The 7,673-nt window shown below is 59.4% G+C and carries 8 protein-coding genes and 1 pseudogene; 2 read left to right on the forward strand and 7 right to left on the reverse strand.

Annotated elements, in window-relative coordinates; genetic code table 11:
- Window positions 1–145 precede the first annotated feature (145 nt).
- The 3 genes and pseudogenes from KIP88_RS44920 to KIP88_RS48915 all read right to left on the reverse strand — a co-directional run bounded on the left by KIP88_RS44920 (window position 146) and on the right by KIP88_RS48915 (window position 1,682).
- Window positions 146–292, reverse strand: a complete 147-nt coding sequence (locus KIP88_RS44920) for a hypothetical protein (protein ID WP_213257315.1) — start codon at window positions 290–292, stop codon at window positions 146–148.
- Between the two features lie 344 nt (window positions 293–636).
- Window positions 637–984: pseudogene (locus KIP88_RS44925) on the reverse strand (FMN-binding negative transcriptional regulator); the annotation flags it as partial.
- 140 nt (window positions 985–1,124) lie between these two features.
- The gene (locus tag KIP88_RS48915) at window positions 1,125–1,682 is read right to left on the reverse strand and encodes a hypothetical protein (protein ID WP_214494490.1); all 558 of its coding nucleotides are present in this window, start codon (window positions 1,680–1,682) and stop codon (window positions 1,125–1,127) included.
- A gap of 1,315 nt (window positions 1,683–2,997) precedes the next feature.
- Between KIP88_RS48915 and KIP88_RS44935 the strand changes: the two genes are divergently transcribed.
- Entirely contained in the window at window positions 2,998–3,390 is a 393-nt protein-coding gene (locus KIP88_RS44935) for a Rieske 2Fe-2S domain-containing protein (protein ID WP_244608660.1), read from the forward strand.
- Here the strand turns inward: KIP88_RS44935 and KIP88_RS44940 are convergent.
- From KIP88_RS44940 to KIP88_RS44950, 3 genes are all read right to left on the reverse strand, one after another.
- On the reverse strand, window positions 3,359–3,952 hold the full coding sequence (locus KIP88_RS44940; protein WP_214494492.1) for a hypothetical protein: 594 nt from the start codon (window positions 3,950–3,952) through the stop codon (window positions 3,359–3,361). The two genes, KIP88_RS44935 and KIP88_RS44940, sit on opposite strands and share 32 nt — an antisense overlap.
- Window positions 3,953–4,447: 495 nt before the next feature.
- On the reverse strand, window positions 4,448–6,130 hold the full coding sequence (locus KIP88_RS44945; RefSeq protein WP_214494493.1) for an ATP-dependent Clp protease adaptor ClpS: 1,683 nt from the start codon (window positions 6,128–6,130) through the stop codon (window positions 4,448–4,450).
- Window positions 6,131–6,176: 46 nt separating this feature from the next.
- Window positions 6,177–6,380 carry a hypothetical protein gene (locus KIP88_RS44950; protein ID WP_214494495.1) on the reverse strand — a complete coding sequence of 68 codons (204 nt, stop codon included), beginning with the start codon at window positions 6,378–6,380 and terminating at the stop codon, window positions 6,177–6,179.
- 29 nt (window positions 6,381–6,409) lie between these two features.
- On the opposite strand from KIP88_RS44950, the gene KIP88_RS44955 reads away from it, so the two are divergent.
- Window positions 6,410–6,733: an iron-sulfur cluster assembly accessory protein gene (locus KIP88_RS44955; RefSeq protein ID WP_214494496.1), complete on the forward strand. Its 324-nt coding sequence runs from the start codon at window positions 6,410–6,412 to the stop codon at window positions 6,731–6,733.
- A gap of 759 nt (window positions 6,734–7,492) precedes the next feature.
- On the opposite strand, the gene KIP88_RS44960 is transcribed toward KIP88_RS44955, so the two are convergent.
- Window positions 7,493–7,673, reverse strand: a 181-nt coding sequence (locus tag KIP88_RS44960; protein ID WP_214494498.1) for a hypothetical protein, incomplete at its 5' end; no start/stop codon positions are given.

Raw genomic sequence — 7,673 nt, forward strand, 5'->3', positions numbered from 1 at the left:
GCGGAAGCCGCTTGACAGCGCCTCTGTCCGCCTTTCCCGCAGGCAAGCGGGAGTTGGACGGCGAAGCTCGGCTGAAGGGAATCTCCGTGTGCTGCGCTCGGGGATAGAGCCCCTCGGCGCCGACCGGCGCGAAGGACTTGGTTGATTAGTGGTCGAAGCGGGCGGCCGTCGTCTGCAAGATGCGTGACAAAGTAGTCCGCCCTGACAGCAGCATGAAGGGCCGGTCGACGGACGGTAGTTCAAATCCCGCTCCCATCGAAATGAGATCGGCCGGAGCCAGCGCGTCGTTCATAGGATGGGACTCTATGCGCCGCGACAGCATCACAAAATGGTTGGCATTGCAGGGCCCTGCCGCGGATGGGCGTCGTAATAGTGCCGGCTCCGGCAAGCTGGCCTTCGGGAATGTTCGGTGACCTTCACCAGTGACTGCTCCCGCGAAGTCGGTGATCCTGCTCGGCCATTCCCACCAGCTTGCTGGCTCCGAGTCGCCGTCCCCGGGTAGAATCATGCGTCGTCGGCGGCAAGCATCTGAATTCTGCGAAAATGCCGGTTCGGATGGTTCATAATGTCTGCTGCCACTATGGGATCGGATGTTGGCAATCTTCAATAACTTCATTCCGCTGTCGCGAACGAGTTCGTTAGGCGCGTGACCACCTCGAGCAGACGTTCGGGCTCCTGGAAGAACTCAACCGGCCCTTACGCGTGGACGGCGGTGTAATTCCATGTCGGCACCACCTTCCCGGTTTCTTGCTTGGTCGCGAACCATGAGGGTCTCACGTAGGCTTCCGGACCCATGAAGATCGCCAGAGCTTCGCCGGTCGGAGCCGAACGCCATTGTGGATTGGCCTTCGCCAAGTGCCCGTACAGCACTCCGTGCTCTCCTTCGGTCTCATCGAGGAAGAGCGGCAAGGGTGTCGCAATCGGTCCGTCCGCGGTGGCCGTGACCAGGTTGGCGAGGCCGGCGGAGCAAATGGTCGCGCGGATGCTTTCGACCTCGTCATCTCTAAAGGCGGGGGCACATACATGGCGGTTCTCCGTTCTCGTTCCTGAGATAGACCAAGCCTGGTACGGTTAGAACTGCCAGTTATCACTGATTTTGATGGTCCAGTTGGAGGGGCATGCGACTAGGACAATCGCCGCGAACGAAGCTGATCGACCGCTTGAGCCAGAAGCTGACAGCCGCGCTCGATCTGGCGCGCCTCCAGTGCGGCGTAACCCATGCTTCGGACGTTTGGGGCAGATCGCGAAACCAGACCACCACATGCAAGCCAGCGGCTGCGCCGTCGGATCTGGCGCATAGGGAAGGCTGCACGCAATCCGTCTTCAGCGGCCATGGGCAACCTGGTCGATGCGAAACGGCAGGCGGACGGTGTATGGGCCTCATCCAGCCCTTTGCCGCGCGGCCCCGGGGCATTCGCCGCGCCGATGATCTCAACAAGGCTTTCCATTTTCATGATACGATCCGTCACGGCAGCGACCATAGCCGGGGTGACGCCAAGTGTCTTGTGGACGCGGCAGAAGTTGTAGAAAAAGAAGTAGAGTGCCAACGCGTGGCAATGGTTTTCAAACTTCTTGCTGAACGCATTGGTGAAGCGGGTAAGCCGCCTCATTGACATGCGCATGGTCGGGTTCTGCCGCTCAACAAATGAGGTGCTGTTACGCTTCGGATCGGGGTTGCCCATGATGGCTTCCTTGATCGCGCCAATGCACTTGGGCGGGCTATAGCGGCCAGGACGGCATAGTCAGTCGCGAATATCTTGTTCAGCATCGCGTAGTCAGCGTTGAAATCGACCGCAGATACGGCCTTGAGATAGGCTTTGTGGCCATCTGTGATGAGCTGGACGCGGTTGGCAAGACGCGCCTCCAAGTCTCCTAGGAAGACAATGCCGTTGTCTTGGCTGCGGTCGCCAACGTGCCATGACAGGATCAGCTTGGAGTCGGCGTCCAGGCCCGTCCACGTCCAGATGTCGCCAGCAGCGGCCGGAGCCGCTTAGCAAATTTGACATTCTTCTGCTTGGCGTAGCTGAACGACCAAACCTCATCGCATTGGATGCGGATGGCGGGGACATGGCGGACCTTCTCATCGTGGAAGGCGGCGCAGGCCAAACCAGCGTCCACCAAGAGCTTAGTCACGGTATTGATCGACACCCCGTGCGGCGCGGCAATAAGGATGGAAGTGCGTATTGCCTCATGGAGGAATGTTCCCGAAGACTTCCCATCCAGATTGTCGCGCTATAACCCCGGTAATCCGGCTGAGCTGCTGCCCTCACAGAGCATCGTCAGAATCTGGACGCGGGTTTGTAGGGGCAGCTTGTTCATAGCGCTCATCCCACCGATGCGGAAAGCATTCCAATGACTGCTCCCACCAAGAGAGGCTGCTTCGGGGCACTTTTCCGTATGATGACGAACCGGAAGCAATTTGACAGCGGTGATCTTCACCGGTGAGCCTTTCGAGCAGGACACTTCGGCGAATTTGATCTCGTAGTTGCCAGGGCCTGCGGAAAAAACCGGAACCATCGTGCCATCCGCCTGACGGGCACGGGCAAGCCCAGGCCGGCGGCCGAAACCGGATTGGCCGCGAGGAGCGGCTGGTTCACGCCACCCTCCGCGGGCCGAAGGCCAGCGTGCCAACGCTGAAAATCACGAGAATCCCGCCTGATCGACAGCGCAATCTGCCGTAATCGGGCGCGTGACCGAATAGATGGTCAGCATGCCACGATCGAGCATTGCCGTCAGCTCGTCCAGCGAGCAGCCGGCAAAGTCGGACGCGAAGAGATCAATTTTTTGTAGCAGCCGCGGAGATGCGCGTTGTGAGCCCCGTAAAGCGACAGTGCTCGCGCGAACCCGTCGATCGTGCACGGGTCGCACCTAGTGGTGGTGCGCTTGCGACGCCGCGCGTCGAATTCCCCAGAAGGTGAGGCGATCCAGCACCCTGCGCGATTCTTGCAGGGCTGGTCGCAGGGTGATTAATGAAAGGCATCTTGTCATGAACGAGCAATGGATGCAGCCGAATACCGCCTATGCGATCTGCGGCTTCTACGACATCCCAAGCCGTGGTCCATTGTTGTGGTGCGCTGGGGCAAGCGGGTGTTTGGCTATCTCAATAAATGCCCGCATAACCGGGTCAACCTGGACTGGGAACGTAACCAGTTCCTCGATCCCAAGGGCATCCGGCTGATGTGCAGTAAGCACGGCTCGACCTTCGAGCTCGGCACCGGCCGCTGCGTTGATGGCCCGTGCAAGGGCAGCGGGCTCACGCCGGTCGCGTTGACGGTGCTGGACGGCGACATCTGCGTCACCGGCGTGCGGCTTGTTGTAGGACGAGAACGGATCCCACCGGCGAGGGCTGGACCAGCGCTCAGACCGGCCGGTTCTCGTTGCGGTTTTTGACGGGCCCCATCCTCTTCAGCCCGTCTTCGTAGGAGATTTCGTCATAGGATGCATCGACATTCCTGGCCGCGTCGAGCAAGTAATCGAGCCTGCCGCCCGCATCGAGCTTCTTGAGGCCGTTCTTGTTGACCCCGACCAGGTCCATCATCTCCTTCCAGATGACAGTGGATTCATCGCACGGCAGCACGTGGAAGGTGATATCACCGAGTTTGGTTCGGTATTTCGCCAACAGGTCTATGTTGTTGCAAAACATGAAGTAGCTGCCACCAGGGCATAGCGCGCCGTCAAGAACGTTTGCGACATCAGCAAGAAAAGCGAAGCAGTGCAGATAGCCGGCCAGCACCGGAATGCTCCTTTCGCCTTCCTGCGCGACCATCAGCACCTGCTCGATCGAATAGTCGGGCGGCCGCTTCTCGTCCGCGACCTGGGTCTGGAATTTTAGTGCGATATCGCCGCGAAAGCCGAACCGGCCCGGCTTGGTGGTCCCGCCCTTGAATATGGCATTGAGCAGGCGCCCCTCCTTGTCCAGCCGGCCGAGCGCGGTGTTCTCGATTGCAGTCATGAAAATCGTCCTCGATCTAAGCTCATCACCGGACACCTCGGCCGGCGCAACATGTGCAATGCAAATTGTTTGCCGCCGCGACTGGAATGGTTCATCCGCGTAACACTTAAAGAAAACACGCAAGCGCGCCGCGATCCCTCGAAGAGCCTCGTCAGGAACCCGACACGGGTCGCAAAGCCACTCTGCGCGATTCGAAAAAGACGGGAACTATCAAGCGCGCGCTGGCATGCAGCTTGCGAATTCGCAAGCAACCGACTGATGCAAGGGAAGGGTGAGCCACAAGCAACCTGACGGATAGCGTAATGGATGCAGTCAAGACCGCGATCTCAACGTCGGCGCAGCCGGCGAGCGGGCAGTCATTGTTGCTTCGGCCTCGTCGCGGCGGTTCGCGTTCACGAACCGCCTCGCTGCTCATCAGTCATAGACGCGTCGTCGACACCCGGCGCATGCGGGAGTTGGCGCAGCCCTTGGCGGGTGATCTTCCTCCCTTCGCCTTCATTCAGACCCCGCAGCCATCGCTCCGGCCCCACCCAAGAGCTTCACGTTGAGGCGGCCGCCGGTGAACAGCATGTCGTCGAGCGCTTCCTCGATGTCAGCTGTGGTCACTGAGTTTCCGCCGTCACGAGCGATGCATGATTGCGCAATGCGCCGCATCAGCTCCTTAATGAAAGCGGCGCTGACGCCCTCAGTGCGGCGCACCGTCTCGGCTACGATCTCCGCCTCAAGCGGCAGGCCCATGCCGTAAAGCCGGATCAGCTTGTCGCGGCCGGTCGTATCAGGCAGCGGCATCTCGATCGCCTGGTCGATGCGGCCGGGGCGACCGGCCAGGGCGCCCTCGAGTTGCTCGGGGCGGTTGGTGGTGAGCACGAAGAGGATGTCAGCGTCTTCCTTCAAGCCGTCCATTTCATTTAGGAGCTTGTTCAGCGCGACCTCCTCACATGTTGTCAAGTCGTCGCGCTTGCTGGCGATCAGATCGACATCCTCGATCACCACCATGGTAGGCTGCAGCAGGCGCGCGAGCGCCATATAGGCGCTCAGCTCACCGACCCCTTCGGCGGTGATGATTAGCGTGGTGTGTCCCGGTAGGTTGGTGGCGAGATAGCGGATGGTGTGGGTCTTACCGGTGCCCGGCGGGCCATAGAGCAGGATGCCCTTGCGGGTCGACTGGCCGAATCGGCGGAGTGCGCCGCGCGTGGCGACAAAACTCAACACGTTGCGATCGAGCAATTTGATAGCCTGTTCCGGCAGGATCACGTCCTCGCGCCTCACTGGTGCCACTCGATGCACCATGATGCCTCTTGAGCGGCCGCTGTAATCCGCACCTTCCTCGAGTGAGAGGATCTTGCCGCGATAAGAACGTGCCGCGTGCACCGCCCGTTCCAGTTCGTCAAAGCTGCGCTGAACAAAGGCTTCGCCGCCAGACCCCGCAGGGGCAACGATTTCAATCCGGATCATCGGCTTCGGCTCGCGCTTGAACTCCAACTCATAAGAGAGCACGACGGCATAGAAAAATTCGCTCGCCCGGCAAAGCCACAGTCCATTGTACAGGCATTTGACCGGCGCCGTCTCGCCAGTATCAACCTGGTGATATTGCGGCGGCACCAGCGAAATCGCATTCCGTCCACGCTGTTTCATCCGAGCGAATGAAAGCGTCTCGTACCTATGTTGTGTATAGGCGCCGAAGAAGCGGACCGGATCGGCGAATAGCTTATCGATCGCGACCTGAACATCGGCCCGCATGTGGCCCGGGAATTGCCGCACAGTAGTGGCGAGTTCGCTCGGCGGTATATTGGTGAAGTGCCACTCAAGCGCTTCGAAGGCATATTCGAATTGCACGTCGGACAGGTCGGGGCCGTCCGCTTCGCCCGCGGCTTCGCCCGTGATCAGCAGGGGACATCCTTCAGCTCGGATACGCTCTTGCGCCGCCTCGAGGAGCGCCTTTGCGACTGAGGGAGGATAGCGTCCGCAGACGGCCTTGCCGTGCTGCAAGACGAGTTTGGCGAGCGCAATGGCATCCCGCTCCTGTTTGTCGAATACCTCGCGCAGCAGGCGTACCACGAAACCGAGAGTCGTCTTGTCGTCATTGTGCAAAACAAGCTGAATGGGCGCACCGCCTGCGCAGATCTTGTCAACAAAGACCCCCGGTGCGTGTTCTAGTTGTTCGGTAGTGTTCGTCATGCAAGGGGTCTCCGATCTAAGCTCATCACCGGACACTTCGGCCGGCTTAGACACCCAATGCAAATTGCTTGCCGCCGCGTTCCTTACGCTTCATCGGCGGAATCCATAAAGAAGACACGCAAAGCAGCCGCAATCCCTCGAAGACCTTTGTCAGCAACCCTACACGCGTCGCAAAGCCAACAGGCGCGATTTCGAAAAGGTGAGCAATGTCAAGCTCGGGCGCGCTGGCATGCGACTTGCCAATTCCCATGCAAACGACTCGGGAAAATAAAGGGTGCCATGATCAATCTGACGGATAGCGCAGTGAATGCGCTCAAGAGCGCGATCTCGGCTTCGGCGCAGCCGACGAGCGGCCTGCGCATCATGGTCGAGGCCGGTGGCTGCGCCGGGTTCAAATACAAGATGGGCTTCGCCGACGAGGCTAAGCCCGAAGACACCGTCATCGAGCGCGACGGGATCAAGGTGTTCGTCGACAATAAGAGCCATGAACACCTCGCCGGCACGACGATCGATTTCGTGGTGGCGCTGGAGGGCTCGGGCTTCACCTTCGACAACCCAAACGCCAGCTCGAGCTGCTCCTGCGGCAAATCCTGCAGCGGATAAAAAGAGAAATCGAACCATGCTGGTGGAACCAGAGCAATTGAAGCAACCGCCGGTCATTGAGATCGATCGGGAGCAACTCATTCGCGCCGTGATCGAGGAGATCCGGCCCAATCCGCAACGCTGCCTGGGTCCTTCCTGTCGGCGGCAGAAACCTGCCTGGATCGCTCCCGCCGGATGATCTTCGAAGTGAGTTGGGCGAGGAGTTCGGTCGTGCTTTCCGTGCTGCTGACGGGCACCAATTCCAGTGTCCCAGACGAGTGGCGTGTCCATCAGCACTGGAACGAATCCTTACGGGATCCAAAAGGTCCATGCCCAAAACATAATCCCCAGCACAAGGCACAGGAGGCGCTCGCAGAGCATGCCAACTCAGGCGACCCTGGCGTCCAAGTCGTTGATCGCGGTCTGTATCCTTTCGCATCAAACGCGAATCCTGAGTCTCGCATACCCGAGCTAAATGCTCGGATTGATGGGCAAGCAAAAAGGACGCTTAATTGACAAGCGGCCCAAGTCTAGGGAGGAAACGTCCAAGGAGGACAGCGACAGCCCGAGACGCCGCCGTGGTTGACTCGATACGTTTTGTGTTCGATGCCATTGGCGGAAAGCAAGGCGAGAGAACTATATTGCTACGGATCACCTCGATGCTATGGACATCTTCATTCGTGACGCCAGTCAATTTTCTCTTCCCGACTTTCTGAGCATCTTGATATCCCCGGCACACCATCTGAGGATGTCTGCGTCAACGCCTTCCGGTGGGTGCCCTCACACGAGAGTGAAACGGCGTACGCCACAGGCGTCTGGTATCAGGAAGATTGTCGGCTCCGAACCAAATGTCGACAATGCGACGCATGCAGATACTGCGTGCAGACTCAATCTTCTTTGTTGCGGCACGGCGCTTGCTTCTTTAGCCTTGGCATCTCCGATGAGGCATGGACGGTGATGT

This window comes from Bradyrhizobium sp. SRL28 (assembly GCF_018596315.1).
Lineage (GTDB): Bacteria > Pseudomonadota > Alphaproteobacteria > Rhizobiales > Xanthobacteraceae > Bradyrhizobium.